Below are 25,409 nucleotides of genomic sequence, written 5' to 3'. Positions count from 1 at the left end.
GTTTTTGTTTCGACATGACGTGTCCAGTGTAACACTTGAGCCCCCTAAAATTTGTCTAGATTCTGGGGACCACTATATAGGAAGCAGTGCGATACCAAACAATTGATCGCGGGCGCAAATGCGTACATATGCGACGAGTGCGTGGCCTGGTGCTCGGAAATTCGTCAGGAGCACCAGCGTGACGGGCTTCTCGAATCGGACCGTTCCGCGGTCATGGTTTGTGGCATGGTGCATTTCACGTGGCGTCAAGACTGGCGTTCCGTCGACGTGGGGGATGTCCGTAGTGACGGACGAGAACGGGAAATTTATGACGTTGTAGATCGCCTGGCAGCCTTTCGTGCCACCCATGTTGCGGTGGAACAGATTTATGACACCACCGTAACCGCGCGGTACCAAAAGTTTCTGTCGGCAGACATCGAGCTCGGCACAAGTGAGGTGGAGCAGATCGGGTTTCGGCTTGCCCGCAAGCTCGGGCATGACCAGATCCATCCCATCGATTGGATGGGATCCATTCCAGGGCAACGTGCCTACTCAGAGGTGCTGGAGTGGGCAGGTTCCCATCAGCCCGCATTGTACAAAGAACTCACCACAGCAGCCGCTTCTGGGATTGCAGAGGTCGAGAACCAATCATTACTAGAACTGCTACGAGCCGCCAACCGGGAGGTTCTTGACCGGCAATCTCAAGCGCGCTACTTACGTTTGGCACAAATTGGGGAAGGAGCGGATTACGTCGGGCTCGATTGGCTCACATGGTGGTACCGCCGGAATTTGACTCTATATGTCAATATTACGCGCCTCGCGGAACAGCCCGGGGCACGGGTTTTGGTCTTAATCGGAGCAGGACACCGGTTTTTGCTGCACCAGTTTCTCCGCGATTGCCGACGATATCAGGTGGTAGATGTCCAGCCATACTTGCTTTAAAGCATTGTCTCCGGATTCGTGACTCCACAACACGAAGCCACCTAATGTGTAACGACCCCAGCACCCAATATTGCGCCTCTTCTCCTCTGGAACGTTTGGAGACAACTGAAAAGAACCTTTGGGCGCTTTAATCCCAGGGGATGCTTCGCCCTATAACGGCACGAATAGCCTGCTATCCGGCCCAATCGCGGCGGGAACGTTAACGCAGTACCACTGCCCCTTGCGCGTGATGGCTGCCGTAAATGTACCGGATGAGTGTGGGGGGAATACCCTTCTTGCGTACGCGTGGCTAAATACCGTTGGAATGCTTCCGAGAGTCGCATAGTGTCGTCCTGGCGTACGAAGTCGGGACTTCTCGGAGTAGACCAAAGACACGGAAAGCGAGCCGGCCCGGCCGCGAAATACCCCTTGCCCCAAGATTTCTGCAGGCAACGGACCGGCTCCTGCCCCGATCTCAAGCCACTTTCTGGATCACACGGGAATGAAGATTCGCCCCCGAATATCCTCATCATTTAGGTCATTGACTATTGCAATGCCGGTCACAGGCCTGCTACCCACAGATGCGACATCTGGGGCGCTTGATTAATCATCGACTCGCTCATGCTATGATCGGCCAAGAAGGTGATGGCATGAATCGGTCTGACACGATGAACGAGGAAATCGCCGTAATCATCGAGCAATATGCGGATCGCGCGGAGGCTCGCTTACCCGGCATGGGTCCGGACTGGCACACCGTCGGCTCGACGCCCAACGTGGCCATCGAACCGTTGATGGAACGGCTGCGAAGCCGCCCGGAGGGCATGTCTGCTGATCCACCGGTCGCCGTGTCCCTCCTCGCGGTCACACCGGAGACTTCCGACTTACGTCCACCCATGGTGGTGTACGCCCCAGACGGTGTTATGGCGCTGTTTTCTGGCGACCTCGATCCGTTTGCACCACCGCCTCCGGAGGCCATCTGGCTCAAGCCCGGGGAGCGCATCCCGGACGATGCGCCCGACGGTAGCGTATTCGTGATGCCTCATCGCACGCCCCCATTTCATCCCAACACTGTCGTGATTCGCACCCACGGTGGAGGCCATCGGCTCTTACATCACACGGGCGGCGGCGTGTTGTTGAGTCCCGCTAGACATGCCGTCTCTCGGATTCACCGCGAACGGCCCACGTCTGCAACGCCCCCGCCTGAACCCGCCGCCCATGGCCCGGACACGCAACCGGATCACCGCATCGCCGTGCTCATGGAACAATATCGGGATCATGCCGAAGCGTATTTGCCCGGGATGGGCCGTGCCTGGCATACCACCGACGTAACGCCGGACGGAGCCTTGGAATATCTGTTGCAACTAGTCCGCCGTCATCACCCCGTCATTCCTAACGGGATAGCCCCTGTCGCGGTCTCGCTCGTGACGGTTCATCCGGACACAGCCGACCTTCATCCCGCCATGGTGGAATACGCACCGGCTGGGGCGATGGTCTTGTTTTCGGGACGCCTGTTACCGGCGAAGGTACCGCCGCCGCAAGTCCACCGTTTACGACCGGGCGATCGGATTCCGGATGGCGCGCCACGCGGTCGCGTGTTCCTGGTTCCGCCTACGATAGACGGACTTGACCACGAGGGGCGCTGTCCTCCGGACGCCGTGGTGCTCCACGCGCAGCCCGGCGAGGATCATTGCATTTTGCACCACACGGGGCGGGTCGTGTTGAAGTTCCCCGCGCGGCTTGTGCGCATCGGGCACGGGCCATGGGGGGAAGCGCGGCACGAAGTACATCCGGTGAAACAGAACACAAAGTAAGTTTCGGAGACGCACACTCTACGGAACTCTCGCCCCCATGGCACATTAAGCTTCCTGAGTGAGACCACCCTTGCTGAACTATACTGCCTTTCCGGATTGGTGGCAGAGGCAAAATCCTACCTCAATTTACTCAACCACACGTCTCTCTGCGGCTGTCAGCTGTCTTCACGTTTAGTCATCAGACTCACGGCCCTGGCGATGGCTTCCCTCGTCTCTTGGGGAATTCCGGCCTCTGGGTCGTGCGATGGTCCGAAAGGATTTGTGGGCGTCCAGGCGGTAGCCAAGGCCATGATTGCGGTCATCAGAAAGCCCGGCGTGAAGGTCATTCCGATAAGACCATCGTTTTGCGCATCCATTATTGCTTTTAGTTTCTTGTCGCGGACGGAGGCACGCTCGGTTAAATGGTCGACCTTCTGCTCCAAACTGTACCATGTCATCAACCGGACGATATCGGGGTGTGTCATCGCCCAATCGAAGACTTTGGCCGCATAACCCGGAAGATCCTCCGGGGTGAAGGGAATTTCCTCATAAACGCGCGTCAAGTGCTTCTCGAGAACCGTGGTGAAAAGCATTTCCTTGTTCTCAAAGTACACGTAGATGAGATTCTTGTTGCATCCAGCACTCTTGGCAATGCGGTCCACACGGGCGCCCGAAATGCCGAAGGACGAGAACTCCTCCATCGCTGCCGCTAAAATCCGTTCTTTGGTGGCTTCAGCGCTCAAAGGGTCTCCCTCCTGACTTCCCCTGGGTTCCATAATAGCACACCAAGCTCCGTTGACTAACCGGTTAGTTTAAAATATCATGTAACCAACTGGTTAGTTACCTGTGTGCCGAGCACATCTGGGTCAAGCTATCTAGTGACTCAACGACGAACGGAGGAATACAGAAGTGATACGACCCCACACGAAGATAGCCCTTGTTACCGGTGGCAGCCGGGGCATCGGCAAAAGCACCGTTTTAGCTCTGGCCCGCCACGGTGTTGATTCAATCTTCACCTACCGTTCTAATCAAGAAGAAGCGGAAAAAGTTGTCGCCCAGGTCCATGAAACGGGGAGTAAGGCCATGATCTTACCGTTCGATACCGGCAATGTCCGCGCATTTGACGCCTTTGTGCAAAGCGTACAGGGCGTGCTGAAAGATATGGGAGTCGAGAAATTTGACTACCTCGTGAACAACGCGGGCATCTCGCACCATAACTCCTTCGAGAAGACGACGGAGGAAGAGTTGGATCAGTTGTACGCCGTGCATTTTAAGGGCGTCTTCTTTCTGACCCAGAAACTCTTGCCATTGATTACCGATGGCGGCCGGATTGTGAACATGTCCACCGGTCTTACACGCTTTGCAGTACCGGAAAGCGGTGCTTACGCATCGATCAAAGGTGCCGTGGAGGTTCTCACCAAGTACATGGCCAAAGAGCTGGGACCACGCGGAATCACCGCCAACGTCATCGCGCCTGGAGCTATCGCCACAGATTTTAGTGGGCTACGCACCAATCCCGACTTAAAAAAGGTTATTGGGAGTATGACGGCTCTCGGTCGTGTCGGCGAACCCGAGGATGTTGGAGAGGCTATCGCTTCGTTGCTCTCCGACGCCAATCGTTGGGTTAATGCCCAGCGCATCGAGGTTTCGGGTGGCATGTCACTCTAACATCAAGATGCATCACGAGCGTTGCCCAAGAGTCGAGGGCGCCCTCGAACGGTCAGGGCGGGCTGCTGGAAATGGTCGCTGGCATCACCTCTGGGGTCCAGGCCGACCGCCTTTCGTCCTAAACAGACGTCGTAATCAGGAAATTCATCTCGAGACTTCGTGACCATGAATTTATTCTTTGCCGTAGCCGATGTCCTGATAATGCGAGTCATCGGCTATCCGTCCCATAAGCGCACCGTACCTAATTGGCAAGCCATTGAAAGAGCGCCGCGTCTTTGACGGCTAGTTGTCGGCCTGTTTGTCCTTGTTTCTGGATCACAATATAAGGCGCATGCAGGACGAGATGGTACGAGGTGGGTGTCGTTGTGGTGCGGGAGACCACTGGCCATGGCTATAGGCCGTCGACGTGACCTGAACCGACGATAAAATCTCGGGCACAATGCTGTAGTCGGGATACAGGAGAGAGGTTCCCGACGACGTTTTGAGGTGCAGCGTGGGCGGACCGAACGGTTCTCTCGTGACCGGATGTCCCGGTTGCCGTGGCATGGTGACAGGCGGCGCATCGGGTGCGCGCACCCCCGCCTTCAGCAGTCGGCGAACGAGGGCGACGGCTTGCGATGGATGCTTGGGCGAACGGTTGAACAGGGCTTCCGAGTGACCCACCATCCACACCTCTTCAATCGGGGGGTTCCAAACCGGCGACGATGGGTCAGCGGAAGAACACGCCGCCACGACCTGAGCCAGGTGGATACCGAATATGTGTACACGGGCAACGAGGCGATGGCACAATTGTATCTGGACTGTCTCAAGGACCGCACAAAAGTGAGAACGGCTGTGCTGAAGCCGGCCACCGACGAGATGATATGGCGAGGGCCACACGTTATGGGGCGTCGGCGTCACCACCCTCTCGTTTCTCGCGGTGCCCGATTATCGAGAAGCTAGACCGCGAACTCCTCTACGAACAAATTGAAACCTTCACCGCAGTCGTATCCCGGCTCGATGGCATGACCTCCGACGCCATCGGCCCGAACGAGTACCAAAATCCGGATTTCCCGTCCCGGCAAAAGCTGAGAACAGAGCGGCGCGGACGGACAACACCGTGAAAATGGGGCCCGGCTTTCAGGGCCGCTTGGAGGCACCTCGACTGGCCCGGAGGTGGTTGCAAGACTACCACCTCCGTTGTTGCCATTCCTCCTAAATGGGGCCCAACCCTACTCAACGCCCCCGTAGAGAGATGCGTTTAGGATATCATGGGCTACCGGCAGAACTACGGTGAGCCAACACTCCTGCGCTCTGGCCCGGTCATACGCACTAAGGATTCCAGTCTGTTCCGGGAGACGAAGACGTACCGTAGATCGATTGAAGGCATCCGATAACCGACGACACGTCCTAGCCTCGCCGGGGGAATTGCCGAGAGATAATGGTAGCCAAACATCCGACGACAGCTAACCTGCGAATCCTTGCCCGAGCACTTTCGCAGGCCAAAGACCCAGCCGGGACCGCCCATACGCCATCCACGCCGGAGGAAATAGAGTTCATGAACATGGAGAAGAGAATTAACAGAATCCGAAATAGGATCAATTTCATCCGAGCCACCACACTTTTCTACTGTGATTCTGTTTCAGTTGCCACGATAGCGCTCGGATCTTGCTGGACCTCCCGAATATTCGCTGATTCGCTACCGCCTGACCTAGCGGGGCGGAAACCTCTCCGGGATTGCGAGCGTTATAGAGAACGAATCATGGAAGGAGGGATGCCGGTGAAGATTGGCCAGCCATTGGCGGTGACCCTTGCATTGACCACCCTAATCGGGTTGTCCGGCTGTGGTACGCGAGCTTCCGATCCTCCGCCGCGGTCGGTTCAACCGTCTCTCAACCCGGCGGCGATCAGGGCGGCCTTTCAACGAGACCACCTCAGTCCAGGCATTAAGTTGGGATACCGAAATCGCCTCTACAAGTTAGTTCGGCCCGTCTCGTCCGCGGCGGTAGGCGACAAACTGGGCACCGTCCTCTACCACGGGACCCTTGGTCAGGGCTTTGTGCTGTATGCTGAAAAGGGCACGGCGGTAAGTAGCGCGGTAATATTTCAGGCTGAAACAGGGCAGTACTTTGAGGGTATTGCGGTGAAAGGCCAGCCTTAGGCCAACAGTACAGTTGCACGTGCACCCATTGCAAGACCGGTAACCCCCTCCCGTTGCTACCGCATATTCGCCCCCGTTACCCGGCTATTCGCTATCGAAACTATTGCGCCTCACAACGCATTTCTCCACCATCCGCTTATGCCGGCGGTTCCGCCGCCACTTTCTGAGGTTTGAAAACCGCTACCGCTACGAATAGAATCAGGCCGACGATACAAAGCCATTCCAATACATTACCCACGTAGCGTGTTTCGCAGTCAGGCACCAAAAACTGATGATTCATCGAGGCTAATCTGGTAGATTTGCTTCAAGAGACGTCGATGGGGGTGACACCGGTGGGGCGACCGAGGATTGCAGATCCCAGTGAGTGGGCCGAAAATCGGCGGAAACGCTCCAAGTCGTCCTGGCTTTTCATCGTGGTGTTCGGCGTACTGGCCATCGCTATTCTGATGCGGTGGTTGCCACATCCCTGGCACATGACATGGGTGGCTGCAACCGTGCTTTGGTGGGCGTGGATGGGGTCCTTGGCGATCTTTGGATTGTGGCTAGCGGGCGCATTGAAGTGGGGTTAGCGCGCCAGTGTCGGACATCGTTGATGCGACACTGCCTTGAGTGAAATCCAGAAAGTGCCGCATCCTGCCCCAAAATCCATCACCGCCTAACCCATATTCGCGTTGCTTACGAGCACATCCTTGCGGGGCAATCGCTCTCCAGCCCAGGCGCTCAATGCACGCTAGCCCCCAAATCTCCTCATTAACTCCATGAAGGATTCCGGCTTACTACTGCCCCGCGCTTGGTGCTCCCGGTAGCGCCGCACAGGAAGAGGTCCTCGTCACGACAGAAAGTCAGACACCGCTACAAGATCGACCTCTCGGCTATCCTCCAGAAACTGGATTAATGGCGCCACGTGGTCGGCCCCATAAATGACCAACCAACGGTCATCGGGCTTCATTCGCTCGCGGAGGTTGGCATAGATGGTGAGATTCCGCGCTTGCCAGGTCGCCACCCACTCCAGACCCACCCGTCGGCCGTTGGCGTCACGGATCTGGGTCATCGCGAGATAGAACGGCAACACGCCCGTGAGTTCTTCGGGTTGATTCATCCACCGCAAAACCGCGCGCATCGACTCGTGATGGATCCGGTCCTGCATGACCTGATTGCGCTGTTGGCCCATTTCCATCAGCCAGGCATAGAGTTCCGGCGTGGTGGCCTTAGCCGTATCCATGACGTCTCCAATGGAGAGCGAATCCGCTTCATTCTTAAAATCGATAGCCTCGACGCACGGTAACCGCATGCGCTGCGCCACCCGAAATCCCAACTGATAGCGCTCATTGGGGGGCAGGTCCCACTGGCCCTCGAGAAATTGCCGATATTGAGCGTCAACCGCCTCCTGGTCGGAAGCCAGCAATTCCACGGCGACATGCGTCGGTTGATAGCTGGCCAAGCAGTCGACCACCTCGGCAACGTCCCGTTGGCGATCCGCCGTTGTGACATCCTCGTGGACACGAAATAGGTTTTGCTTCGTGTAAAAATGATAACTACCCAGTAGCATGACGGTCACACGGACTACTCCTCTTCATTTACAGTTCCCAAGGACTTTCCATATTCCGGCCACCATCTCCTGCCACCGCCCCATGTGCTCTACGCCCGACCTTGCGGCGCTTTCGCCCCCGAATATCCCGGCTAGTTAGTCCATTCAGTAGTTTGGGCTTTGTCGTGTCCAACGCAAGGCACGCTCCCGGAGAAACTAGCCTATGGCGGGCTCATTGTTGCGTCCGCGTGCTCATCCGGGCGTTTCGCCCGATAGGCTGGAACGCCCACGGCGTATGCGGCAACGGCTGCGGCCAACACGATAAGGCTGGCCGTGGCCACCAAACTCGGGCGGACTCCCACGCGGGGAGAAACGAGGCCCATCACCGCGATTCCCGCCAACACGGCCAGGGACTGAAGGCTGCCGAGGCTCCCAAAAATCCGTCCCTGAAGGTTTGTCGGTACCCGTCGCTGCATGATGGTCGACAAACTCGTGATCCACGGCGCATTGAACAGGGAGGCCAAGCCGTAGAGAATCACCAACGCCCCCAACCCCGCCCCCCAGAGAAACAGGGCCCCGTACGCCAGCCCGACGATCCCCAGCGCGCCGACAAGCAAGCGCTCCGGCGTCACCCGTGGGCCCAAGGCGGCCACCCCCAGGCCTCCCGCGATACTCGCGACGGCGGCGACGCTCTGAAGCAGGCCATAATCGACCGCATTCCGGCGCAAGACGCGATACACGAACGCGACCATCCCGGGCGATAATGCGCCATCAGCCAGCAACACCAGCATCAACGCCGCCAACATCGCCCATAGCCAGCGGGCCCGCAGAATATACATCATGCCCTCATTCCACTGGTGCCACAGATGACGCATAGCAGGAGTCGCGCCGGAGGCTTCCGCCTCCGCGGGCCGCCCTCCCGCCCGAAGGACCATGCCCATCAAACCTGCGGAGACGAGATAGCTGATCACGTCTGGCAGCACGGTTGCATGGATGCCGAGTTTGACCAATAGAAATGTCCCAGCCACCGGTCCCAATACAGTGCCCGCTAAGCTGCCCGTTTGCATCCAAGAATTAGCCCGCTGGAGATGGTCGGGATTCCCCACAAGTTCCGGTAGTAGAGACGCTTGGGCGGGCCCGAATATCTGGGAAAACGCCGCTTCGACCATCACAATCGCGTCCACCATCACGACCTGGTGCGCGATATTCACAAGGAGAACGGCGGCCACCACCAGCGCCCGGGCCAGATCGCTCATCATGGTGATTAGCCGCCGATCCCAGCGGTCCACCAAGACCCCGGCCAAGGATCCCAACACCACCCGGGGAAGGGCCTGGGCAACAAGGATCGTACTGAGACCCAGCAGGGAGTGCGTGGTCGCCAACACCGTGAAGGACAACGCGGTGTAGAACATCGTGTCGCCCAATCCGGAGATCCCGCCGCCAATGGCGAGCAACCAGACGCTACGCAACCCGGACACCCGATGCATCGTAAACATTCTCCTTTTCAAATTGCACTATTTTGCCACGCCCGGTTTAGTCGTGCAGCATTCTTCATGCGGATTCGCCCCAACGTCCCGCCAGACGCCAAGGACGCTGAAGCCACTCCGACACGCCCCACCGAAATCCCCCCGGAACCAACAGGGGGAATCCAATCGCAAAAATGGCTGGAGCATGACGTGCCTGAGTCCAGAATTCGGAAGCTGAGAATAGGGACCCTACCGCGAACTGGGCCTCCGCTACGGCCGGCGTCCGGTCGCCCAGGGCCCCCTGGAGGCGTGTTCGGAGCACCCGATCGCGATGGACCACGACGGTCTCCTCCGTCGGGTACGTCCAGAGGTCGGTCACGACCGCTTGCGCCATGGTGCCCGAAGGTCGCCTGGATGAGCGTCGGCGTGGGCGGTACCGTTCCCAGTGCCTGGACGAGACCGCTCGGAGACGTCGCAGGCTCTTAGAATGGCGCATGAGTGGCCTCATTGCGGGAGGCCTAGACTTGCCGCCAAGAAAAGGCGGAGCGCGGGGCCGAACGTCTCACGAGGCCAGAAGGTCTCCCCATAGGTCACGATGCCAAGCACCGCCCCGTCCTGGGCGGCCAGCCAAAAGCGGGCCACCGTGTCGAGGGGGAGAACCGGATGTAACTCTCCGCGCCGTTCTCCGGCGGCCAGGACCTGGACCAGGGCGGCCACAAAGCGTTCATAGCGGTCCCGCATTTGCTGGACGTGTGCGGGCTGCCCGCGATGGGCCAGTCCAAACTCTACGGCGGCCGCAATCCAGCGCCGCGCCGCCTCATCGGGGACATCCGGGCCAGCGGAGGCATCCCGGAGGAACGGAGCCACGGGCACCTTCCCGAGGCCTAATTTCGCCAAGCGGCCCAGAGCCGGCTCGTCGCGCCACGCCATCACGGCCCGAAATAGGTCCTCTTTATTCGCAAAGTAGAGATAGAGTCCCCCACGGCTCACGCCCGCTTCATCCATGACGTCTTGCAGCCGGGCGCGCGTGTACCCCAACCGGCAAAAGACATGCTCAGCCGCCGTGAGAAGTTGTTGGCGACGTCGTTGACGATGCGCCGCCGTCACTCTCGGCATCCAAGAATTCCTCCCCTCGCTTCCGCGGGTCCAAAGACCGATTCGGCGGCCCCGCGGTGAGTACCACCCTACACAAAAAGACATCAACGTCTTTTTTATACACGACACCCATGTCGTTTTCAAGCAGCTCCGCCCTTGGGGCGAGTCGATGGTGGATGGAGGGTGCCGGATGAAACGGCAGTTTTTGTATCATCCCCGCCCCCACGCGGTCGACGCCGCCCTTTTATCGGGAGCCGTTCGGCTGGACGGAGTTACGGAGGGAAAAGGATATGACCATGGGTATGAAGATGGCGGGGCACGGAGGTGGGGCTCAAGGTGGATCACGACGACACCGAACTCACGGCGGGAGGCTTCTTCGAGGTGCCGAGCGTCGACGACGTCTATCGGGAAACGAAAGAGGTGATCCAATTCGACGGACCCCCGAAAGATATTCCGCCTGGGCGGTACGCTCAATTCCGTGTCCCGGCGGCAACGTTGTCCGAATACGCGACCCGACCAAGGAACAGTAACCCCACCCCGGAGGGAGCGTCCACCTGATCGATACTCATACACAGGGGAAATCGCGAAGACTTGGCAGGCGAGGGCATCGCGCCCTCGCCTGCACTCTGTCAGCGTAGCTTTATTGCCTGACTGACCTGGTAACCGCCCAAAACCATCGGGCGCTACATGCGCATACGCCCCCGTTATCCGGCTATTGATAATGGCAACTATTGCGCGATACACCCATTGTTTGAGCCTTTCACCTACCATTCGGACGTAATTTCCAAGCCTTGATTCGCGTTACTTGGTGCGTTTTGCCGTATCCTGATGCCCGCACACGACCAAGACTTGAGCCGCTCCAAATTCGGATCGCACTCGGAACGCACACCGCGTCAGCAAAGCCTGATCGATGGCCTCCCAACGCTCGCCCCCACGGACCCCATAAACCCCTCCACCATGCAGTGAACCCCCCCGGGCTCATAGACCGGAGGCGCTGCGATGATGTTGGCGATAATGAAGCCGTCGATGGTTCCCGGGATCTTCTCCAAAACCCAACCAACCGTCCGCTCATGGGTCGCCAGAAATCCACGATGGTTGTCCCGCGCCGGATGGCACAACCCGCCAAAATATCGGCTGGTAGTTTTCGTAGTGGAGGCGCTTTTCTTGAATGAGGTCCGCCATCACATCGACATCGTCTTGAGTGGCCACACGAAGAGGGTTCATCGAGATTCCTCCACACATCCACCAACTTAGTCCAGCGTTTCCGTGGCCCGCACCCATGCCTGGCCATCACCGTTAGTTCGGTTCTCGGACCGCGTACTGATCCAAGCCAGCCCCATCAACACGAGCCCCCATGTGAGCACCGCGAGACCTAAAAGGCCGTCTTGGCGAGAGGGCATCGCACCGATGGCGCCCACCGTCAACAGACCATAGGCGAGAATCCCGAGGATTAATGTGGTCCAGCGCCGATGCTGCGCCAACCGCCAGACACTCAAGACCACCAACGACACGGTGGCCGCACTCCACATGGGATTGATGCCCCAAACGAAGTGTGTCGCGGAAAAACCCGTCCATGCATTGAGCCCCAATCCCACTAGGACACCGGAAATCATAGCGGAAAGCACTGCTCTCGGCGGCAAATCCTCCCACAAGAAGCCAGCCATGGTGGGGCCTACGACGGCGGCATTGCGGAGGGTTAGACCGAATACGCGCCACCAGGCAATCTCGCTGGGACGCCAAATTCCATAGAGGACCATCAGGATGCCTTCGACCACTAAGGCAATGCGGGTCCACCGCACCACGCCCTCACGCGCGATGACATCGCCCCCCAGACTGGTAGCCCCAGAAAAGAGCAAGGGCCCACACCATGTCAGCGCAAGCGCCCAGATGCCCAATCCGGTTAAAGCGACAAACCACGCCGGACTATGCCGCGTAACCACTTTAGCGAACGCCACCAACCCGTCAATGTGGGGATTACCGACCAAGAGCCGCGTCTGAATCCCGAGCCAGGTACTGACAGCAATAACGGCTAGCAACAATCCGGTAGACAGCCACACTGCCCTTTGAGCCTGACGAATGTCATGGGCAGCCGCGACGGCTTGAATTTCTGCTTGGGCGGCGAACACATTGAGGGTATTCATGCCAAACCAGACCCAGATGAGTCCATGTCCGATGCCGCCCCACTGCCAAAAGCTCGACGAGAGGGGGGCAAGGTGTCCGGTGTGAATATGCCCCAGCTTGAAGGTTGCCAAGGCGACCCCAAGCAACACCACAAAAAAGTTCAGCCCTTGCGTACGGGCCAACGAAATCATCCCCGCAAATTGAATGTAGAGAATCAAGGCGAAGGTGGTAAGGGCCATGCTCATCCAAAGCGGCCAATGCGTCGCCACGTGTAAAAACGCGCCTGCGGCGAGTGCGTTGGACAGCGCAAAAATAGGGAACGTAGCGCCAATCACAAGACCCGAAAATCGTTGGATCGCCGAGCCGAAAATCCGCCCCAACAGAGCCGAATTTGAAATGTACTGGTGCGATCGGAACCACGGGATTAAAAGAGAGACCAAAATGGACATGACGGCGACGCTCACACCATACCACACAGCGCTAAGGCCGCTGGCATAGGCGGTATCAATCTGCACGACGATCAAGGAGGAACTCCAGAGCGCCGTTACCATGTAGAAGATAGCTTGTGGGGACAGGCCGTGTCCCCCGGTGCGGAAGGTCTGTTCGTTTTGCCGAGGCCGATGGCCAAGCCACATCAAGACCAGCGTATAGACAAGGAAAGCCATAATGATGGCCAAGAATACCCCTCCTCGAACGTTATACCTATAATGCCTATCATATAACTAGCCTTTTAAGCAAGGCGCCTACTCAATCAAATTTTAGTCGGCGAGGTCGTCTGCGTGGTTGTCAGCCTGAGGCGACCGGTCTTGGACCCCATGAATCGGGAACCATAACGCACAGATCTATGCCAACCCAAGAATGGGGCTAAAGACAGGCCGGGCGAAGACCGGTGTCGCGCACGCGACCGGCGCTGCGTTGCGATTGGCGGGACCGCGTAATCAGCGCCTCCATAGTTTCCGACTGACCGAGGTCATATGTTCCGAGGGCTTCGCTCCCGGATGCCGATGACCCACGCGCTTAAATCCCGGTATGAGTCGTTTCGGCGCACATATCCGCAAAGGACGGCTTACCGTGCTATTACTTCACATAGCGAATAAGTTGTCCGGCCCCAAACCAACCAATGGCTTAGTGCTCACTCGCCCCCGAACCCTCCGTAAGCCATCGAGAATCAGGACTCTATGTCGCGAGGGGGGGTAGAGCAGAAAGATGTCAAAGCGGTCTCCGCGACCACCACATGCACGGGACGGTCCCACCCCAGCACCAGGCGACTGGGATACGGTGTGTCCTCCGGGTAACTTTCGATGGTCGTGCCCGACTGAATCACGGACTCCACCACGGAACGCTCGATTTGCCGCTCGAACATGCGCAGAAGAGCATGAACACGATACGCGAACCGATGACAGCCGTTTATCTGACTATTCTAACCATGGATTGTCGGTTCGAGTCCGGTAGCACGGCGGAAGTCTGGTAACCAACCGTCAGCATTCCTTTACGATGCGAATAATGCTATCCGGCCCGATAGTAGATTAGCAATTGCATAAAGCAAAATTTCGCTAGCAACCGTAACAAGGTGTTAAAGTGGACATCATGGCATACCCGCCGTCGCGACACCACCATCTTACGGGCAAAATCTTCGACGATTCGGTTCTTTGTTTTAGATTTTTTCTGGGGTTTGCCGTCGTAATCTCTACTCGCGGGGATAAAGCAGGCTAGTCGACGATAATCCGTATAAACAATAATCCCGCAATCACTTGCGGGGCTTCAAATTTTTTGTGGAGCTGGCGATGGGACTCGAACCCGCAACCTGCTGATTACAAATTGGGAGCGACCTATCTGACGCCACCACGCTTAGCGGTGAAACCCGCGCCGTGATGCGGTTTCTTGGCCGCCCCCTTTGTCGTTCCATTCGCCCATTTGGGACCGATTCGGCCTCATTTGGGACCATTTTTGGGACCATTTTCCCATTGCCGGGCGAGGCGATCCACCGCGTCCGCTTGTGGGCCAAGTCCCGGGTGCAGGTAGTATTTCGCGGTAATCCCGATGGAGCTGTGGCCGAGCCGCTGCTGAATGGTCTTGAGGTCCACACCGGCCTCATGCAGGGCGGTACCATGGGTATGCCGCAAGTCGTGCAGCCGGATCTTCGGCACGCCGGCATGCTGGCACAAGGTATCAAAGGAACGGTTGAAGTTCCGCGTTGCCACCGGCGTCCCCAGCGCCGTCTGGATGACCAACCCATGATCGTGATAGAGTTCTCCGGCCGCCCGCCGTTCAGCCTCCGCATACTCGCGCCGACGCTCGAGCCACGCCAGCGAGACGGCATCCAGCACGACAATGCGCTGCCGTTCCCGTTTCGTGGGGTTGAAGACCTCGCCGGTACCTTTGACGTGGATGCGGGCCCGGCGAATGATCACGCTGCCTTCCTCCCAGTTGATATCGCCCCACTGAAGCCCGAGAATTTCCCCGCGGCGCAGTCCACAGAACAGCCCCAGCCGAAAGCCCGCACCCCAGCGGTGGTCCTCAGCCACCGCCAGAAAGCTCTTAACCGCCTCACTATCCCAAACCGTGGGCGTATAGGCGGCCTTGGGCGGTATCGGGACCCGGTCCGCGGGGTTCCGGTCGATGAGCTCCCACAGCAGGGCCTGCTTGAGGGCCGAGCGCAGAACGATATAGGTCGTCCGGACCGTAGTGGGGGACAAGGTTCCCGGCCGGCCGTCCCGCCGCGGGGATTCCATCCAGCTCCGGAGGCTCTTCTGCAAATCAAGGGGGGTTAAGCGCTCGAGCGTGACATCGCCCAGCGTGGGAATGATGTAGAGGCGCGTCACATCGCGGTACTGCTCGAGGGTTTTCGGGGCCAGCTTCCGGGTGGGCAAGGCATCCGCCATCCACCGCGTCATCAAGTCGGCGACCGTCATGCCTTTGGCGCGTTGCGGGTGTTTCCCGGCGTCGATTTCCGCCTGGCGTTTCCGCCAGAACTTGCGGGCCTCCTCTTTCGTCCCGTGGAAGGTTTCGGTTTTTTGGCGGCGCTTGCCGGTCTCGGCATCGTCCCCGAGTTCCCAGTAGAGGCGCCATGTGTTTTCTCCCCGTGCGATGATTTTGCCCGTCTTCGGCCGACCCATGTCAGTCGTCCTCTTCTGCCAGCCGGGGAACCCACCGATGGTTGGTGGCGTTAGTCATAATCAAGGCATGACCCGCCAGACGGTGCCCCTCTTCGACCAGCGATTCTTGGAGATGGTTGGCAATATCTAATCGTGACCAGCTATCTGGGAACTTGCCTGTCGGTAGTACGATAATTCCCTGGCTTTGGTGCAGACTGTCTCTTATCTCCGAATAACTGAGAAACTCCCTATCCTCAGTCAGCAGAACCGCTCCTTGACCGAGGGTATAGGCGAAAACTTGGGGATCGCTCGCCTGTGGTGCCCCGAACCCGTAGAAGTGCCAATCGATGGTGTGACCGAATGTCTCAAGGTGACGCGCAACCGTCGCAGAAAAGTTATGGTCAAGCACAAAGCGCATTAATCGACGGGAGCTCCGAGATCCTCGACCGAATATGGATCCGCCCACCGTAGTGCTTGCTGTACCACGTCAACCGGCAGTCCGTAATCTTCCGCAAGCTCGTCGACGGACATGCCGCGCAGGTAATTAGCTTTAAGCACCCACACAGCGACACGGGTACCCTTGACCAAGGGATGACCGCCAAGCGTCTGCGGACGCCGTTCAACCACGTCGGCGCTATTCGTCATTGTTAAGCCCCCTCCCTCCTCTCTAGTATACTGAATGACCACCGACCCCGTGTGAGGGAATTCCAGCGGGGTCAGTGACACGATGCCCACGCTGGTTGAGCTCTCCCGCCATTGAAATTCCCGGCGTGTCTTGACATGCTTAATCACCGCGGGGCGAGGCGCGATGGGAAGAATCATGACGGATTCGCCTCCACTACGGGAATCACGTGCTCCCCAATCACTTTTCCGTTGATCTCCAGCTGAACGCTCATCGTGCCGGCCTGCTGTAACGCAACGCCAAACCCTGCAATGACATAGCTAGCCACCGACTGCGGTCCAGCGGGACCTCCCGGCACCACCGGCAGCTCCGCATAGTCTTCCGGCCCCGGACCAGAAATTCGCCAATGTCCCCGATGAATGGTCGTATCAGGCCCGACGTCCTCAATGCGAGCAATAACGGCCACGAGGGCTGTACTAGGCGTCGATGGACTGTAAATGAGCTGGTCAAAAACCCCCACGATAATCGGGCGACCCCGGTTATCCACCGATGCATACTCAGCTGTGATGAAATACCCTATACGCACACGCATTTCCCCTTTCTATATGAATCGGGCGACGCGGGTGACAATTTTGCCCGTCGTCGGCCCCATAGCCCTGTGTGATACAATCAAAACAAGCAGACAAGGAGGTAATCGTCATGCGGTACCGTCTCACACCGATCTATCAGGTCATCCACGATACTGAAATCCACATTTATCCGTTCACGGAGTTCGAAACGAAATCCCCATCGAACGGATCCACATGTCGTCCCACCGCCAGCGCAACACATACAGGCCCGGTCGGCGCACCGGCAGAATTAGCGGAGGAACCCACTCAATCCACTGACGCCCTGGCACCGACTCGACTGATAGCACGTGGGTTTGGAGCACCGTTTCCGTCTCGTCCGGTTCTCGCCACTGCAACACCGTTTCATGGGAGCCGGCGTCTTCGGGTCCGCATAATACAGCAATAAAGAGAACGGCAGACCACTGATAAGGCGGCGGCGCACCGGGGGCAATAATCACGTCCTTCACGGCCACCCCCATGAGATCCCGTAGCCCATCCGGCCGTCTGGTCACCGCTTCCCCTAGAAGAAACGACATCACCTGCATTATCAATCCTCCCTCTACCGACCGGGGGACCCACCGACGGGTGCCAGCATTAGTCACAATCAAGGCATGACCCGGCAGACGGCGACCCCTGAACGGCCGCTAGAACGGCCCGAATTTGCGCAGACGTCAGCGTATCGTCGAATGCGCCTGCAATCTCTCCGGGCGATAGCCCGTCGGCCGCGTACTCGCTGATGACCCATACAGGAATTCGAGTCCCGGCCACAATAGGAACCCCGTGTAATACCGCGCTACTTTGTGTAATGTATGGAGAAGCAAAAGCCGCCATCGGTTCCCCTCCTCTCCAGTGGGCTCGGGCTAGGCAATCGGCGTAATGATTTTGTTCCGTGTCGGGCGGCCCATTCATCCCACATGGCTAACCCGGTGATTACTTGCCCACGGGATTAACGCCTCTGTGGCCTTCCGCAACGTCGCAGAAGATGAGACACCTGACGCGGCCCTGGTCGACCAAGACCGGGGATGCGATGTCTCAAGGGAACCGAGTGAGGCCCCGAGATAGTTCACGAAGTCTGGGTAGTAAACAAAGGTCCACACAATCGCCAGGACGCCCGCTAGTATGGGGTGCTGCCGACCATCTGCTTGGTGCCGGCGGAACAGCAAATATGGGAAAGTCAAAACCATTATTGGTAAGCTCACAGCCAAGATTATCGCCGTCACGTAGGCGATGCCATATTGCCGAAATCGCCATGCCCCCCCCACAATAAGAATGAGGTAGGCCGTCGCCACTCCCAGAACGATCCCTATCACGAACCACCGCCTCCTCTAGATACATTTTTCCCACTCTTGTTGGGAACGGTCAATTTCTTGGGCCGTATCATCCAGCTCCCGGCTAACGCCACGAGAACCGATATGTACTCAATGCCATACAGCCAATAGAAGTCGAACGCATGGCCACGAAGAAACCCAACCAATCCGGAAATAACGATTAGTCTCGCATGGCCGCGGACCTGTATACCATATGCGCCCGCCATCCCGAACAGTGCAACGATGGACCAGACAGCGAGAACGACCAGCTGGCCCTTGTACCACGTCCTCAGCGCGCGATCCGAATAATGACGGACTACGTGTGACGCCGTCTCCACCAACAGTGGCAGAATAAAGACGAACAGGGTGACAAAAAAACCGCGTCCTGGACTAACCCCCAAATCTATAAAACCGCCACCGATAAACGCTATGACAAACCGCCATCCTGGGCTCGTAAATATTTCCTCAGGCTTTAATGCGTTTGCCTTATTCCTAGGACCACTCATTCCATGATATGGCCAGTCCCCTCATCCCAGCCATCCCCCTCCTTTCTTCCCGGATAGCCACGCCCCCCATGCAAGGGGGCAATGACCCGTTAGAGCAATCCGGGCACCGGGCCCGGTAGTGTACAATAAAATCAAGAGCAACCGTCGACGAAAGGATGATGGTGATGAATGCACCCGCGATAGTCGTGGAACCGATAACCCACGAGGGACCCACCGACCTATACGATATTGTCGGCCTCGCACTTGAGACCCGCTGTGTGCCCGGGGTGGCCTGGTTGGATACCACCGGCCCCACCGGTGTCATCACCCTGACCGACGGCGCGACCTTTCGCAACAACACGCACTTGACGCTGTGGGTGTGGGCTTATGCCCGCTATCCGGACGGCCGCCCCGCACACATCTACCTGAGCTGGCACTTGCCGCCCGGCTATGAGGCCATAACGCTCCCGCAGCCACCGGCCGGCATGTACTGGACCCTCTACACGCAGACCGCGTTCCAGCGGAATTACGGCAATGCAGCAAAGTGGCTCGGAATTGCCGCGATTGTCGGCCTGGCCGTGTACGGTGCGTATTCTGCGGGAAAGGACTACCGGACCACCCATCCCGCCGGGGCCAACCCGCGCCGGTTATAGACCCATTACCAAAATCGGGCGTAAAGCCCCCGCCTAAAGGCGTGGGGATATAAGCCCGTTGGCCCGTTAGGGGCAAATATGCTAAAATCACATCAAACCCTTGCGTGGGTGGGGCGAAAACCAAGTCCCGCCCCGCAAACGGTGGTTCGGATATCAGACAGGGCGGGACACGCCCGGTGAGCCTGGGGAGCACCCTCTCGTGGACGAACGGCATACGCCCTAAGAAGCGATGGTGCGATGAAGCAGGAACCTGTGGCCGCGAGGCACAGGAATCCCCCGGATTTATCCGTGGGGAGGATGTCAAAGGTCCTCCGTACCACACTCGTCGCAGACACGGCGCTGCCGTCCGGCCTGATTCACCATAAGCGTCGCCCACTCGCCGCAGTCCGGGCACTTGACCCGATGCGAGTTCACGACCGGCGCTGCCTCGAACGCTTCGGCCTTGGCCTCTTGGTCTGCCTTCCACTGGGCAATCCCTTGGTCCTGTCGGCGGCTTCGAGTCAACCCGCCAATTGCCAAGGCCCCGCCCGCGATGATGATAATCCACTCAGCGTTTGTCATCGGTCCCTCCTTGGCCCTTCTCCGTCGTTTTAGCTTATCCCGTTACTCATGGGACTTGGAATCGGCCCCGTATATGACGGTACCAATTGCGCGCCAGACCACGTGTAGCGGACGGGGAGCTGGTTGATCGCCGTGCTCGGTTGCCACTGGGCAAAAGGCAGCGCCTCCCCCCATTGGTAGTACGTCACGACGAACCCGTTTGGTATGGCTGTCAACGTCGGGTCAAACGACCACTGCGTGGTCGTCACCCCAAGAAATTGCTGATCATGCCACACAAACACCAGATTCTGGCTACCATCGGCAGACCACCGCCACGTCCCAATTACCACGGTTAAGCTACCACCTTGTCCGTCCGAGAACTCTTGGGTGTCCGCGGGCACGAACACCGGCTGAAGTTGTTTCGTCGCCCACGGCGCCGGGTACGCAGCCAAAACGGCCTCGATCTGGGCATCCGACGGGGGCAACGGGTTTTGCGGCGGTGCCGACGCCGATGTTGGACTGACCGGGGGTTCGGACGGCGCTGCCGTCGGCGAAGGGTGCGAGCCCACGAATGTCGGAGGGCTCACAGTCACTGTCGCCGTCGGTCGAGCCGGCGCGGCCTCGGACGTCCCACCACACCCGGCCAACAACGGGACAATCGCTAGCACGAAAACCAACCACCCTAACCTATACCGATTCATTCTCCATTCCCCTCACCTAGTGGCACTGCGAGAACGAACGGGACAGTCCCGCCCAGAAGGGCAGGCTGGTCATGCAACGACAAGTCCCCGATGATCTCTGCCACCACATCTAAGAGACCTGCACGGTTCCTCTTAACCTCATTCGTACTCGTAATCACCAATGCATTGCAACTCGGTTGCGGATCTTCACGGCGTCGACACCACCGGGCAGCCAGAAGAATCCGCATGCCATGTTGTTCGTACTGAAAGAAGAAATCGGGAGCCGCGCCGTCGTCGGCCCGTTCGACCCATCCCACGGGTTGGCCGCCGATGCACGACACCACCGGGATCCGCCGAATGACGGGGGCGAGTCGGTGAGCAGTCCCGCGGATGACGGCCAGCGGGATGCCCGGTTTATCCCACCGTGCCTTCCGCTTCGGCGTTCTCCTCCCCCCGTTCGGCCGGCACTCCCAATCCGGCGGCTTCTAATGAAGCCTTGAGACTTTGCTGCAGGATGAGCTCCGCCTCCGCTCGGGCCTTCTCCGCTGCCGCTCGCGCTCGGTCAGCTTCCGCTTTCTTGCTCTCAACCTCCAAAATCTGGAGTTTCTCTTTTTCTAGCCGCCTCCGCTCGTTCTCGGCTTGGGTCCTCACGGCCTGAGCTAATTCCATCACGACGCTTGCCAGCGCGTTCCCGGACACCTCAGGCGTGCTCGCGTCGCTCAAACGAGACATTGGAATCAACCCCTCCCGCTCATCCCGCCACGTCTCCCAAAGTTCCCCGGCGTCCACGATGTCCTGGATGGAACAATCCAGGATGTCAGTCAGACGCATTAGATGATCCAAGTCCGGCCGCCGCTCGCCCGATTCCCACCTGCTGACCGTCGAGGCAGAGATGGGGACGCGTTCTGCGACGTCGGCTTGGGACAAGCCAGCACGCACCCGCAGGTCGCGAAGCCGTTCCCCTAACACAGATGCGTCCAGAAGATCACCCTCCCAATCTTGCCTATATAGCAAGTCTACAATAGCGACGCAAGAAATTCCTTGACAACCCCTTGCCGTTTAGTCAATTATGCGTTACCATGAAGGCAACACCTTAGCCTATTAGGTAAGAAGGAGGTGCGTTCACACGATAAAAAGTCGGGGAATGCAGATTATTGAGGCCCGTCGGGGACGCCCCATTGAGCAACTACTGTGGGAGTTCTACGTCCGCGATGGCTTGTCCATCGGGGAAATCGGGGCGGAGCTGCAAATCGATCCCAGTACCGTGTGGAAGTATTTGAAGCGGTGCGGGATTCAAACCCGCCGACCCGGCACACATGCCGGTCGCCGTGCCAAATTGGCAAGGACCGCAGAGGAGGGAGAGACTCATGGGCACGCGTCATCCGCTCGGTGAGGCCATCCGTATGGCCCGGCACCGGCGCCATTGGACCCAGCAACAGCTGGCCATGGCCATCCCGGTGGACAGTGTTCACCTTTCCCGCTGGGAAACGGGGGCGCGGACGGTTCCGTTGGCCGCGGTCGCCCGGATTGCGTTGCTGCTTAACGCGCCGGGACTCTTACAAACCGCCTGTGACCTCTGTCCGATTGGACAGGCCCAGTGCCATGAGGAGGTGGGGTAAATGCGGCGGGCGCAGTTTGCGATACACAGCGAAACGGCCCGGAGTCAGCGGGCCGTTCACACGGGAGAATTGGTGTCCGAGGCGCCACTGTCTTCACGTACGAGAAGGGCACCGTGCGGCCCTCGGTGATCACACTCTACCGACTCGCGAAGGTTCTCGACTGCTCCCCGACGTTGCTCCTAGAAGACTTCGTTTCCCCGAACGAGGAGGATTGACCGATGAGGCGAGCTCAGTTTTCCCCGGCCGCCGACGGCCACCAGTCGGCGCACATTAACCCTTTGAGCGAGACTGTGCCACAGACGGCCAGGGAAATCAAGGATCAGGTCGTCGCGGAGACGATCACGCTCCCCGAAGTGGCCCAGCGCTTTGGCCTCCCGCTGTCTACGCTCTATCGTCTCGCCAAGTGGGCCCCAGACAACGGGGTGCCCATCATCAAACTCTCGGCCAACAGCTTTCGGGTCAATCCCCGGCGATTTGCCGAATGGCTCTATGCGGAGGCCCCGGGCGACATTCTCACCGGAAAACACGCGGGCAAAGGACGGGCCCGATGAGCGGGTCGCTGCAGTGCGCCCTGTGTTCGCGCACGGCGGACGCGGCCGACGTCGCATGGCTGCGGATTCAGGTGTCTGTCGGCGCGGAGGCGCCGGTGGACCATTACATTTGCACCGATTGCCAACAGGCGGCGGGCGGCGATGAGCGCATTCTGCTCGCCGGTTGCGACCTGGCCGTGCTGGCGGGGCTCCGCCGGATGGCCTGGGCCCGGAGTCGGCGCACGAAAGGAGCGATAGCGCGATGAACGCGCAGGTTCAGCAAGCGGTCCGGACCTATCTCCGGACGAATGGCTTTCCGCCGCACTTTGTCGGCACGCCGTATATCCGTCAGATTTTGGAGCAATCCGTCACAGCGGCCCTCGAGGGGCGCGTGTGGCGGTGGCGGGCGATGGATCTCTACCATGCCATCGCGGCCCGCAACGAGACCACCCCTCCGCGGGTGGAGCGGGGCATTCGTCATGCCCGGGAAAAGGCGGGCATCACCTTCCCCAATATGCGATTTCTCGCCGATGCGAGTGACCAAATCGTCGGGGCCTTGGCAGACGCGACAGACAAGGCGGCGACGTCGTGATTCGCCTACCGGAAGTCTTCATTCCCATCGACGATCAGTATTCATGGTCCGTCCGCTGTTGGAACGATGAGACCAACCAGCCGGAGTCATTCACCCTTGAGCAGCTGAAGACGCTTCGGGATCGCCTCGAGGCCGCGATTCAGCACCTCGAGGGCGGGATTGGATAGGAAGGCCCCCGGGGTGAGGCCGGGGGCCTTGGTGAAAACACCAGGAGGATTATCGCATGCACCAACACGTTACGCAAATACCCCGCCGGATTCGCCGACGGCACACACACTGGCAGCTGACCGCCCGGGCCCGCGAGGTCTATGGCGGGCTGGGGTTGGCGGTCCTCGCCCTGCTGCTCTACATCGGCGTTGCCGGCGGCTGGGGGCGGCTGTGAGACTCCGCCCACCCCGCTGGCAAGAAACGTTGTACTGGTACTTTCTCGTCGCCGGTGTGCTACGAGAGGCGTTGGCCCTCGTTCCTCATGACGCAGGGCGGAAGAGGAGGTAACGCACGATGCCCAACACGTTAGCTTATCGGATTACCTATTCGCGGTGTGCAGTGTGTGGGAAGGTCTATTGGAGCTCACCGGCCCATCCGAACGGTCGCCTCGCCGCCATCCGCCACCAGTATTACCACCATGCCCAGGCGAACGCGGCCGAGACCGTGCAATATCAGTCGCTCACCGTGTACCGCATGGAGCCGGACGACACCCAGCAGCACGCCAGCTAGACCCTTTTATGGGCCAATACTTGCCTGATGAAAGTTGGAGAGATTGGAGGAGATTACCGCATGACCCGATGGACGAAATGCGCCGAGAAGACCTGTCACACGCTTGTTCTGGCGGTTCCCGGCGTCCCGCGTCGCTGCCCACGGTGCCAAACGGCCCACCGGCAGGCACTGTACGAGCGGTACCTGCACCGCGAGGAGGCGCCCCATGCCTAGCCCCTGCACCCATGCGGTGCGCCGCTTGGGGCCGCTCGGGATGGTCTGCCTTGAGTGCGGCCACACGACGGCCGCGGTGCCGAGCCCCCGCGTCGCCGACACCGCGAAACTGGTCGTATTGACGGAGGACGAACGGCAGCGCATTCGGGAGGCCTTGGCCTACTACCACCGCGACCAAGAGCGCTGGACCCGTGTATCAGAGGCCGATGGCCTGACGGATCGGCTGTTGGACATTCTGGCCTGACAACCCATATATGGCCCTGTCGCGTGGCGGGGCCCGGAGGTGAAATCCATGAAGACCGTTGTACTCACTGTGGAAGAATACCTCGATGTCCCGATGAGCCACGAGGAACGCCGCACGGTGCGGAACGCGCTGGCGTATTGGAGTCAACACCTCATGACCCAAGGTCTGGGCGCATCCGCCGAAGGCCGGGCGGAACGGGCCCGCGTGGCTGCGCTGCTGGACCGGATACCCCGGTAAACGACGGAATCATACCCCGGAGGCTACGTCTATGCGTTTTCCCCACTTCGACTTTTATGTCAGGGACTGGCTGAATGACCTCAACAACCGCGCCCTCTCCCGGGAGGAGCGGGGTGTGCATATCGATCTACTGGCCATCATGTGGCAGCAGCCGGAGTGCCGGTTGCCGGACAACGACCGGGCCATTGCCGCCTTGCTGGGGGCCACCCTCAAGGAGTGGCAAACATGGCGTCAGGACATGGTGGATGGCCCGCTGGCGGTCCTCGCCCATGAGGACGGGTTCATCTTCAGTCCCCGCCTCCGCCGTGAGTGGCAGAAGGCCATGCACTCCAGTGCGAACAAACGAGCGAACGCCCGGAAACGCTGGGGGGATAAAGGTCCCGATCCGGATGACAGCATCCGCAATGCACATGGAGATGCAAATGCATATGCAAATGGACCTGCAGGCGCATATGCAGATGCAGATGCAGATGCACCTCCAAATGGAGATGCAAATGCATATGCAAATGGACCTGCAGGCGCATATGCAGATGCAGATGCAGATGCACCTCCAAATGGA

41 protein-coding genes are annotated in these 25,409 nt (G+C 59.0%); 20 read left to right on the top strand and 21 right to left on the bottom strand.

Features of this window, described 5'->3' with window-relative positions:
• Window positions 1-51: 51 nt before the first annotated feature.
• Together HIJ39_RS13970 and HIJ39_RS13965 are read left to right on the top strand one after the other, a co-directional pair.
• Window positions 52-921: a DUF5694 domain-containing protein gene (locus HIJ39_RS13970; RefSeq protein WP_275107337.1), complete on the top strand. Its 870-nt coding sequence runs from the start codon at window positions 52-54 to the stop codon at window positions 919-921.
• 629 nt (window positions 922-1,550) lie between these two features.
• Entirely contained in the window at window positions 1,551-2,711 is a 1,161-nt protein-coding gene (locus HIJ39_RS13965) for a hypothetical protein (protein ID WP_169100734.1), read from the top strand.
• Between the two features lie 155 nt (window positions 2,712-2,866).
• Here HIJ39_RS13965 and HIJ39_RS13960 read toward each other — a convergent pair whose 3' ends face one another.
• Complete coding sequence (locus HIJ39_RS13960; protein WP_243239687.1) at window positions 2,867-3,433, bottom strand: TetR family transcriptional regulator; 567 nt, start codon at window positions 3,431-3,433, stop codon at window positions 2,867-2,869.
• Between the two features lie 166 nt (window positions 3,434-3,599).
• Between HIJ39_RS13960 and HIJ39_RS13955 the strand changes: the two genes are divergently transcribed.
• Window positions 3,600-4,358 (top strand): SDR family oxidoreductase, encoded by a 759-nt coding sequence (locus HIJ39_RS13955; RefSeq protein WP_169100730.1) that lies wholly within the window; start codon window positions 3,600-3,602, stop codon window positions 4,356-4,358.
• A gap of 315 nt (window positions 4,359-4,673) precedes the next feature.
• Here HIJ39_RS13955 and HIJ39_RS13950 read toward each other — a convergent pair whose 3' ends face one another.
• The gene (locus HIJ39_RS13950; protein WP_169100728.1) at window positions 4,674-5,024 is read right to left on the bottom strand and encodes a hypothetical protein; all 351 of its coding nucleotides are present in this window, start codon (window positions 5,022-5,024) and stop codon (window positions 4,674-4,676) included.
• A 1,093-nt stretch (window positions 5,025-6,117) separates the two neighbouring features.
• On the opposite strand from HIJ39_RS13950, the gene HIJ39_RS13945 reads away from it, so the two are divergent.
• Both HIJ39_RS13945 and HIJ39_RS13940 read left to right on the top strand, forming a co-directional pair.
• On the top strand, window positions 6,118-6,498 hold the full coding sequence (locus tag HIJ39_RS13945) for a hypothetical protein (protein ID WP_169100726.1): 381 nt from the start codon (window positions 6,118-6,120) through the stop codon (window positions 6,496-6,498).
• A gap of 332 nt (window positions 6,499-6,830) precedes the next feature.
• Complete coding sequence (locus HIJ39_RS13940) at window positions 6,831-7,067, top strand: hypothetical protein (protein ID WP_169100724.1); 237 nt, start codon at window positions 6,831-6,833, stop codon at window positions 7,065-7,067.
• A gap of 260 nt (window positions 7,068-7,327) precedes the next feature.
• On the opposite strand, the gene HIJ39_RS13935 is transcribed toward HIJ39_RS13940, so the two are convergent.
• The 4 genes from HIJ39_RS13935 to HIJ39_RS13920 form a co-directional block, all read right to left on the bottom strand.
• Window positions 7,328-8,047, bottom strand: coding sequence for a DUF5694 domain-containing protein (locus HIJ39_RS13935; protein ID WP_243239690.1), 720 nt, complete (start codon window positions 8,045-8,047; stop codon window positions 7,328-7,330).
• Between the two features lie 200 nt (window positions 8,048-8,247).
• Window positions 8,248-9,513, bottom strand: coding sequence for an MFS transporter (locus HIJ39_RS13930; RefSeq protein WP_169100720.1), 1,266 nt, complete (start codon window positions 9,511-9,513; stop codon window positions 8,248-8,250).
• 64 nt (window positions 9,514-9,577) lie between these two features.
• Window positions 9,578-9,988, bottom strand: coding sequence for a hypothetical protein (locus HIJ39_RS13925; RefSeq protein ID WP_169100718.1), 411 nt, complete (start codon window positions 9,986-9,988; stop codon window positions 9,578-9,580).
• 8 nt (window positions 9,989-9,996) lie between these two features.
• Window positions 9,997-10,608: a TetR/AcrR family transcriptional regulator gene (locus HIJ39_RS13920; protein WP_169100716.1), complete on the bottom strand. Its 612-nt coding sequence runs from the start codon at window positions 10,606-10,608 to the stop codon at window positions 9,997-9,999.
• Between the two features lie 315 nt (window positions 10,609-10,923).
• Between HIJ39_RS13920 and HIJ39_RS13915 the strand changes: the two genes are divergently transcribed.
• Window positions 10,924-11,145: a hypothetical protein gene (locus HIJ39_RS13915; RefSeq protein WP_169100714.1), complete on the top strand. Its 222-nt coding sequence runs from the start codon at window positions 10,924-10,926 to the stop codon at window positions 11,143-11,145.
• A gap of 510 nt (window positions 11,146-11,655) precedes the next feature.
• Here the strand turns inward: HIJ39_RS13915 and HIJ39_RS13910 are convergent.
• The 11 genes from HIJ39_RS13910 to HIJ39_RS13860 form a co-directional block, all read right to left on the bottom strand.
• Window positions 11,656-11,811, bottom strand: a complete 156-nt coding sequence (locus HIJ39_RS13910; RefSeq protein ID WP_169100712.1) for a hypothetical protein — start codon at window positions 11,809-11,811, stop codon at window positions 11,656-11,658.
• Between the two features lie 26 nt (window positions 11,812-11,837).
• Window positions 11,838-13,385, bottom strand: a complete 1,548-nt coding sequence (locus HIJ39_RS13905; RefSeq protein WP_169100710.1) for a sodium:solute symporter family protein — start codon at window positions 13,383-13,385, stop codon at window positions 11,838-11,840.
• Window positions 13,386-13,876: 491 nt separating this feature from the next.
• Window positions 13,877-14,077: a DUF4258 domain-containing protein gene (locus tag HIJ39_RS25185; protein WP_420824576.1), complete on the bottom strand. Its 201-nt coding sequence runs from the start codon at window positions 14,075-14,077 to the stop codon at window positions 13,877-13,879.
• 562 nt (window positions 14,078-14,639) lie between these two features.
• Window positions 14,640-15,824, bottom strand: coding sequence for a tyrosine-type recombinase/integrase (locus tag HIJ39_RS13895; protein ID WP_169100706.1), 1,185 nt, complete (start codon window positions 15,822-15,824; stop codon window positions 14,640-14,642).
• Window position 15,825: 1 nt separating this feature from the next.
• Window positions 15,826-16,221, bottom strand: coding sequence for a DUF5615 family PIN-like protein (locus HIJ39_RS13890; protein ID WP_169100705.1), 396 nt, complete (start codon window positions 16,219-16,221; stop codon window positions 15,826-15,828).
• Window positions 16,221-16,625 (bottom strand): DUF433 domain-containing protein, encoded by a 405-nt coding sequence (locus HIJ39_RS13885; RefSeq protein ID WP_169100704.1) that lies wholly within the window; start codon window positions 16,623-16,625, stop codon window positions 16,221-16,223. The genes HIJ39_RS13890 and HIJ39_RS13885 overlap by 1 nt, the downstream gene beginning before the upstream one ends.
• Window positions 16,622-17,011 (bottom strand): DUF6941 family protein, encoded by a 390-nt coding sequence (locus HIJ39_RS13880; RefSeq protein ID WP_169100703.1) that lies wholly within the window; start codon window positions 17,009-17,011, stop codon window positions 16,622-16,624. The genes HIJ39_RS13885 and HIJ39_RS13880 overlap by 4 nt, the downstream gene beginning before the upstream one ends.
• A 177-nt stretch (window positions 17,012-17,188) precedes the next feature.
• Complete coding sequence (locus tag HIJ39_RS13875) at window positions 17,189-17,578, bottom strand: hypothetical protein (protein WP_169100702.1); 390 nt, start codon at window positions 17,576-17,578, stop codon at window positions 17,189-17,191.
• Window positions 17,579-17,627: 49 nt separating this feature from the next.
• Complete coding sequence (locus tag HIJ39_RS13870) at window positions 17,628-17,864, bottom strand: DUF433 domain-containing protein (RefSeq protein ID WP_169100701.1); 237 nt, start codon at window positions 17,862-17,864, stop codon at window positions 17,628-17,630.
• Window positions 17,865-17,938: 74 nt separating this feature from the next.
• Window positions 17,939-18,343 carry a hypothetical protein gene (locus tag HIJ39_RS13865; RefSeq protein ID WP_169100700.1) on the bottom strand — a complete coding sequence of 135 codons (405 nt, stop codon included), beginning with the start codon at window positions 18,341-18,343 and terminating at the stop codon, window positions 17,939-17,941.
• Window positions 18,340-18,741, bottom strand: a complete 402-nt coding sequence (locus HIJ39_RS13860; protein ID WP_169100698.1) for a hypothetical protein — start codon at window positions 18,739-18,741, stop codon at window positions 18,340-18,342. Before HIJ39_RS13860 ends, HIJ39_RS13865 begins: the two co-directional genes overlap by 4 nt.
• A gap of 269 nt (window positions 18,742-19,010) precedes the next feature.
• Here HIJ39_RS13860 and HIJ39_RS13855 point away from each other — a divergent pair, with 269 nt between their 5' ends.
• Window positions 19,011-19,478 carry a hypothetical protein gene (locus HIJ39_RS13855; protein WP_169100696.1) on the top strand — a complete coding sequence of 156 codons (468 nt, stop codon included), beginning with the start codon at window positions 19,011-19,013 and terminating at the stop codon, window positions 19,476-19,478.
• Between the two features lie 300 nt (window positions 19,479-19,778).
• Here HIJ39_RS13855 and HIJ39_RS13850 read toward each other — a convergent pair whose 3' ends face one another.
• From HIJ39_RS13850 to HIJ39_RS13835, 4 genes are all read right to left on the bottom strand, one after another.
• Window positions 19,779-20,039 carry a hypothetical protein gene (locus tag HIJ39_RS13850; RefSeq protein ID WP_169100694.1) on the bottom strand — a complete coding sequence of 87 codons (261 nt, stop codon included), beginning with the start codon at window positions 20,037-20,039 and terminating at the stop codon, window positions 19,779-19,781.
• A gap of 29 nt (window positions 20,040-20,068) precedes the next feature.
• Window positions 20,069-20,719 carry a hypothetical protein gene (locus HIJ39_RS13845; protein WP_169100692.1) on the bottom strand — a complete coding sequence of 217 codons (651 nt, stop codon included), beginning with the start codon at window positions 20,717-20,719 and terminating at the stop codon, window positions 20,069-20,071.
• Window positions 20,716-21,042 carry a hypothetical protein gene (locus HIJ39_RS13840; protein ID WP_169100691.1) on the bottom strand — a complete coding sequence of 109 codons (327 nt, stop codon included), beginning with the start codon at window positions 21,040-21,042 and terminating at the stop codon, window positions 20,716-20,718. The genes HIJ39_RS13845 and HIJ39_RS13840 overlap by 4 nt, the downstream gene beginning before the upstream one ends.
• Before the next feature lie 70 nt (window positions 21,043-21,112).
• Window positions 21,113-21,667 (bottom strand): helix-turn-helix domain-containing protein, encoded by a 555-nt coding sequence (locus tag HIJ39_RS13835; RefSeq protein WP_169100689.1) that lies wholly within the window; start codon window positions 21,665-21,667, stop codon window positions 21,113-21,115.
• Between the two features lie 175 nt (window positions 21,668-21,842).
• On the opposite strand from HIJ39_RS13835, the gene HIJ39_RS13830 reads away from it, so the two are divergent.
• The 13 genes from HIJ39_RS13830 to HIJ39_RS13770 form a co-directional block, all read left to right on the top strand.
• Complete coding sequence (locus HIJ39_RS13830) at window positions 21,843-22,091, top strand: hypothetical protein (RefSeq protein WP_169100688.1); 249 nt, start codon at window positions 21,843-21,845, stop codon at window positions 22,089-22,091.
• A complete protein-coding gene (locus HIJ39_RS13825) occupies window positions 22,066-22,317 on the top strand; it encodes a helix-turn-helix domain-containing protein (protein ID WP_169100686.1) in 252 nt (83 codons plus the stop codon). The genes HIJ39_RS13830 and HIJ39_RS13825 overlap by 26 nt, the downstream gene beginning before the upstream one ends.
• A gap of 68 nt (window positions 22,318-22,385) precedes the next feature.
• A complete protein-coding gene (locus HIJ39_RS25180; RefSeq protein WP_169100738.1) occupies window positions 22,386-22,532 on the top strand; it encodes a helix-turn-helix domain-containing protein in 147 nt (48 codons plus the stop codon).
• A 3-nt stretch (window positions 22,533-22,535) separates the two neighbouring features.
• Window positions 22,536-22,868 (top strand): hypothetical protein, encoded by a 333-nt coding sequence (locus tag HIJ39_RS13815; RefSeq protein ID WP_169100685.1) that lies wholly within the window; start codon window positions 22,536-22,538, stop codon window positions 22,866-22,868.
• Window positions 22,865-23,113: a hypothetical protein gene (locus HIJ39_RS13810; RefSeq protein ID WP_169100683.1), complete on the top strand. Its 249-nt coding sequence runs from the start codon at window positions 22,865-22,867 to the stop codon at window positions 23,111-23,113. The genes HIJ39_RS13815 and HIJ39_RS13810 overlap by 4 nt, the downstream gene beginning before the upstream one ends.
• The gene (locus HIJ39_RS13805) at window positions 23,110-23,439 is read left to right on the top strand and encodes a sporulation initiation factor Spo0A C-terminal domain-containing protein (protein WP_169100681.1); all 330 of its coding nucleotides are present in this window, start codon (window positions 23,110-23,112) and stop codon (window positions 23,437-23,439) included. The genes HIJ39_RS13810 and HIJ39_RS13805 overlap by 4 nt, the downstream gene beginning before the upstream one ends.
• Window positions 23,436-23,606, top strand: coding sequence for a hypothetical protein (locus tag HIJ39_RS13800; protein ID WP_169100679.1), 171 nt, complete (start codon window positions 23,436-23,438; stop codon window positions 23,604-23,606). The genes HIJ39_RS13805 and HIJ39_RS13800 overlap by 4 nt, the downstream gene beginning before the upstream one ends.
• A gap of 56 nt (window positions 23,607-23,662) precedes the next feature.
• Window positions 23,663-23,821 (top strand): hypothetical protein, encoded by a 159-nt coding sequence (locus HIJ39_RS13795; protein WP_169100677.1) that lies wholly within the window; start codon window positions 23,663-23,665, stop codon window positions 23,819-23,821.
• Between the two features lie 119 nt (window positions 23,822-23,940).
• Window positions 23,941-24,156, top strand: coding sequence for a hypothetical protein (locus tag HIJ39_RS13790; RefSeq protein WP_169100675.1), 216 nt, complete (start codon window positions 23,941-23,943; stop codon window positions 24,154-24,156).
• A gap of 60 nt (window positions 24,157-24,216) precedes the next feature.
• Window positions 24,217-24,369 carry a hypothetical protein gene (locus HIJ39_RS13785; RefSeq protein ID WP_169100674.1) on the top strand — a complete coding sequence of 51 codons (153 nt, stop codon included), beginning with the start codon at window positions 24,217-24,219 and terminating at the stop codon, window positions 24,367-24,369.
• A complete protein-coding gene (locus HIJ39_RS13780; RefSeq protein ID WP_169100672.1) occupies window positions 24,362-24,613 on the top strand; it encodes a hypothetical protein in 252 nt (83 codons plus the stop codon). The genes HIJ39_RS13785 and HIJ39_RS13780 overlap by 8 nt, the downstream gene beginning before the upstream one ends.
• Window positions 24,614-24,661: 48 nt before the next feature.
• Complete coding sequence (locus HIJ39_RS13775) at window positions 24,662-24,850, top strand: hypothetical protein (protein WP_169100671.1); 189 nt, start codon at window positions 24,662-24,664, stop codon at window positions 24,848-24,850.
• Window positions 24,851-24,881: 31 nt separating this feature from the next.
• A partial coding sequence (locus HIJ39_RS13770; protein WP_169100669.1) for a DUF1376 domain-containing protein occupies window positions 24,882-25,409 on the top strand: 528 nt, incomplete at its 3' end.

The sequence above is a fragment of the Sulfobacillus harzensis genome (assembly GCF_012933365.1).
GTDB classification, from domain to species: Bacteria; Bacillota; Sulfobacillia; order Sulfobacillales; family Sulfobacillaceae; genus Sulfobacillus_B; species Sulfobacillus_B harzensis.
This window is presented reverse-complemented; position numbering and strand designations above follow the sequence as displayed.

What these genes read in the sequence shown, in the direction of transcription:
- HIJ39_RS13965 (WP_169100734.1), top strand. Translation starts at nt 1,551, where the DNA reads ATGAATCGGTCTGACACGATGAACGAGGAAATCGCCGTAATCATCGAG.
- HIJ39_RS13950 (WP_169100728.1), bottom strand. Translation starts at nt 5,024, where the DNA reads ATGGTGGGTCACTCGGAAGCCCTGTTCAACCGTTCGCCCAAGCATCCA.
- HIJ39_RS13935 (WP_243239690.1), bottom strand. Translation starts at nt 8,047, where the DNA reads ATGCTACTGGGTAGTTATCATTTTTACACGAAGCAAAACCTATTTCGT.
- HIJ39_RS13930 (WP_169100720.1), bottom strand. Translation starts at nt 9,513, where the DNA reads ATGCATCGGGTGTCCGGGTTGCGTAGCGTCTGGTTGCTCGCCATTGGC.
- HIJ39_RS13925 (WP_169100718.1), bottom strand. Translation starts at nt 9,988, where the DNA reads ATGCGCCATTCTAAGAGCCTGCGACGTCTCCGAGCGGTCTCGTCCAGG.
- HIJ39_RS13920 (WP_169100716.1), bottom strand. Translation starts at nt 10,608, where the DNA reads ATGCCGAGAGTGACGGCGGCGCATCGTCAACGACGTCGCCAACAACTT.
- HIJ39_RS13910 (WP_169100712.1), bottom strand. Translation starts at nt 11,811, where the DNA reads ATGAACCCTCTTCGTGTGGCCACTCAAGACGATGTCGATGTGATGGCG.
- HIJ39_RS13895 (WP_169100706.1), bottom strand. Translation starts at nt 15,824, where the DNA reads ATGGGTCGGCCGAAGACGGGCAAAATCATCGCACGGGGAGAAAACACA.
- HIJ39_RS13890 (WP_169100705.1), bottom strand. Translation starts at nt 16,221, where the DNA reads ATGCGCTTTGTGCTTGACCATAACTTTTCTGCGACGGTTGCGCGTCAC.
- HIJ39_RS13885 (WP_169100704.1), bottom strand. Translation starts at nt 16,625, where the DNA reads ATGATTCTTCCCATCGCGCCTCGCCCCGCGGTGATTAAGCATGTCAAG.
- HIJ39_RS13875 (WP_169100702.1), bottom strand. Translation starts at nt 17,578, where the DNA reads ATGCAGGTGATGTCGTTTCTTCTAGGGGAAGCGGTGACCAGACGGCCG.
- HIJ39_RS13870 (WP_169100701.1), bottom strand. Translation starts at nt 17,864, where the DNA reads ATGGCGGCTTTTGCTTCTCCATACATTACACAAAGTAGCGCGGTATTA.
- HIJ39_RS13855 (WP_169100696.1), top strand. Translation starts at nt 19,011, where the DNA reads ATGAATGCACCCGCGATAGTCGTGGAACCGATAACCCACGAGGGACCC.
- HIJ39_RS13850 (WP_169100694.1), bottom strand. Translation starts at nt 20,039, where the DNA reads ATGACAAACGCTGAGTGGATTATCATCATCGCGGGCGGGGCCTTGGCA.
- HIJ39_RS13845 (WP_169100692.1), bottom strand. Translation starts at nt 20,719, where the DNA reads ATGAATCGGTATAGGTTAGGGTGGTTGGTTTTCGTGCTAGCGATTGTC.
- HIJ39_RS13830 (WP_169100688.1), top strand. Translation starts at nt 21,843, where the DNA reads ATGCAGATTATTGAGGCCCGTCGGGGACGCCCCATTGAGCAACTACTG.
- HIJ39_RS13825 (WP_169100686.1), top strand. Translation starts at nt 22,066, where the DNA reads ATGGGCACGCGTCATCCGCTCGGTGAGGCCATCCGTATGGCCCGGCAC.
- HIJ39_RS13815 (WP_169100685.1), top strand. Translation starts at nt 22,536, where the DNA reads ATGAGGCGAGCTCAGTTTTCCCCGGCCGCCGACGGCCACCAGTCGGCG.
- HIJ39_RS13810 (WP_169100683.1), top strand. Translation starts at nt 22,865, where the DNA reads ATGAGCGGGTCGCTGCAGTGCGCCCTGTGTTCGCGCACGGCGGACGCG.
- HIJ39_RS13805 (WP_169100681.1), top strand. Translation starts at nt 23,110, where the DNA reads ATGAACGCGCAGGTTCAGCAAGCGGTCCGGACCTATCTCCGGACGAAT.
- HIJ39_RS13795 (WP_169100677.1), top strand. Translation starts at nt 23,663, where the DNA reads ATGCACCAACACGTTACGCAAATACCCCGCCGGATTCGCCGACGGCAC.
- HIJ39_RS13790 (WP_169100675.1), top strand. Translation starts at nt 23,941, where the DNA reads ATGCCCAACACGTTAGCTTATCGGATTACCTATTCGCGGTGTGCAGTG.
- HIJ39_RS13785 (WP_169100674.1), top strand. Translation starts at nt 24,217, where the DNA reads ATGACCCGATGGACGAAATGCGCCGAGAAGACCTGTCACACGCTTGTT.
- HIJ39_RS13780 (WP_169100672.1), top strand. Translation starts at nt 24,362, where the DNA reads ATGCCTAGCCCCTGCACCCATGCGGTGCGCCGCTTGGGGCCGCTCGGG.
- HIJ39_RS13775 (WP_169100671.1), top strand. Translation starts at nt 24,662, where the DNA reads ATGAAGACCGTTGTACTCACTGTGGAAGAATACCTCGATGTCCCGATG.